The organism is Bacillus sp. D48C (assembly GCF_053345735.1).
The window spans coordinates 1-2,168 of sequence record NZ_JBKFAQ010000039.1 but is presented as its reverse complement, the minus strand read 5'-3'; the positions used below and the strand labels follow the sequence as shown (position 1 = coordinate 2,168).

The following is a 2,168-nucleotide window of genomic DNA, read 5'->3' as shown; positions in this document are numbered from 1 at the left end:
TCGGACTAGCACATGAACTAATTAATGAGGGCGATACAATCCGAATCAAAGATACAGGCTTCACACCTAAGTTATACCTTGAAGCAAGGGCAATCGTTGGTGATGAATCACATACTGATCCTTCACAAGATCAATACGTGTTTGGCGACTATCGTGAAATTACTGATGCGAACGAAGAGTTAAGAAAAATGTACAATAGGATTCGCGCTACTTTAGGAAATAAAGCAAATAAAGAATTGTTAGATAGATTAGAAGAACTTGTACAAGATACTGATAAAAAAGTAAATGAAGCACAGAAAGAGTCGAAAGCAGCGAAAGAGTTAGCAGAGAAAGTTCAAGAAAACTTGAAGAATAATACAGTAGAAATCATCGAGGCTGTGAATCCACCAACAACTAATCTTAAAATTGGTAAGACGATATGGCGAGATATTAGTAATGGTAAACCTGGTGTTTTAAAAGTATGGAACGGGAAAGATTGGGAGCTTCTTATTCCTGATGTGGAATCAATTAAAAAAGGTACACTGGAGCAGGTGAGTAAGGATATTAAACTTACAAAAGAAGAATTAAATAAGAAAGTGGAAGAGGCGCAAGAAGAAGCCACTGGGCAATTTAATACAGTAACAGAGGGTCTTTCAAAAGTTACAAGAACTATTTCTGATGTACAAAGAGATCAAGGTGAAATTGATAAAAAAGTAACCCAGGTTGAACAGGATTCTGAGAAATTCAAATTGTCTATTGAAACATTAACGAAAAATAGTACTGAGACTACAAGTAAAGTCAACACTTTAGTAAGTGATGTGGACGGAAATAGGAAAGTTATTTCGGAAGTTAAAGAAAGTGTAGCAAACATGAATGACGATGTAAGAAACTTGTTAATCGGTTCTAAATCTTTTGATGGCGCTTTGACCATTGCGCAAGCAGACAATCGTTGGTGGCTTAAGTCAGCAGATAAAGTTAAAATTTCGAAGGATGTTTTTCAAGGGAATACAGTCGTAGAAACTCAATCATCATGGACCGCTTTAGCTTATAACTTCAAAGATTTAGTAGATCGAAAAGTTGTAAAAGTAGGAGATAAAGTAACCTATTCAATTTTTACTCGTGTAAAAGGTTTACCGAACGGCCAAGACTTACAACACACTTTTTATTTTGCAGCAGGGGCTACCGGCATCCGTCCAAATAAATCTACTAATCAATGGCAACGCGTAAGTGTTTCGTTCGTAGTGACAGCGGGCATGATGGCATCAACAGGAACGGATAACGAGAGTCATTTTCGTGTAGAACCTGACGTAAATCCTCCTGCTGGTTGTTGGTATCAGCAGAGTTCACCACAATTGACTATAGGTAGCAAAGATTATTCGTGGCGACCTGCTCCTGAAGATATTGCAGATGGGAATGTTTTAACCAAAGTAACAACAGAGATCAAAGAAGCAGCAGGGAAGATTAGTGAAAAGTTAACAAAGGTAGAAACAAAGGTTAATAACGATAAATCTGGAGGACGTAATCTGTTATTAGATTCAAATACTAAATACGAAAAAATAGATTATCTAATCAATCCATATTCTCTAACTGAAAATTTTGTTGCAGGTGAGGAATATACTTTTGTAATTAAAGGAAGCGTCCCGCAAGGCCAACAATTTGGAATTTGGCAGAATGGTGGTTCAAATAATGTTGGATATGCAACAAGTGTCTATGCTAACGGAATAACTTATGTTACTTTCAAAGCTGTTGCAACTACAAGTGGGAATGAACGGAGATTAAACTTATATAATTATCCAAATAATGCTACAAAGGCAACTGTAGAATGGGTGGCTTTATATAAAGGGAATAAGCCACAGGATTGGACACCAGCTCCAGAAAATCAAGTAACGAATGATGAATTCACTAAGAAAACAACAGAGATTGAAAAAAGTGTGGATGGTATTAAAGAAAGTATTAAAACGGTAGAAAAAACACAAACCTTTTTTGATGAACGTGTTAACACTGTAGAAAAGAATGCAGAAGGAACAACTGCAAGTGTTAAGAAATTACAGGAAACACAAACTGCGCAAGGAAAGACGATTAGTGAGGCTACAACAACAATAGGTCAACATTCTGACGCATTAAAGTTAACAATGAAAAAGAAAGATGTTGAGGATTATGTTGGTGGATTGGGTTCTATAAATGATCTA

Annotated in this window: 1 pseudogene; it reads left to right on the top strand. The window is 36.3% G+C overall.

The annotated features are described in order from the left end of the window. Positions 1-2,168 (top strand): annotated as a pseudogene (locus tag ACLBXA_RS29345) (phage tail spike protein); the annotation flags it as partial.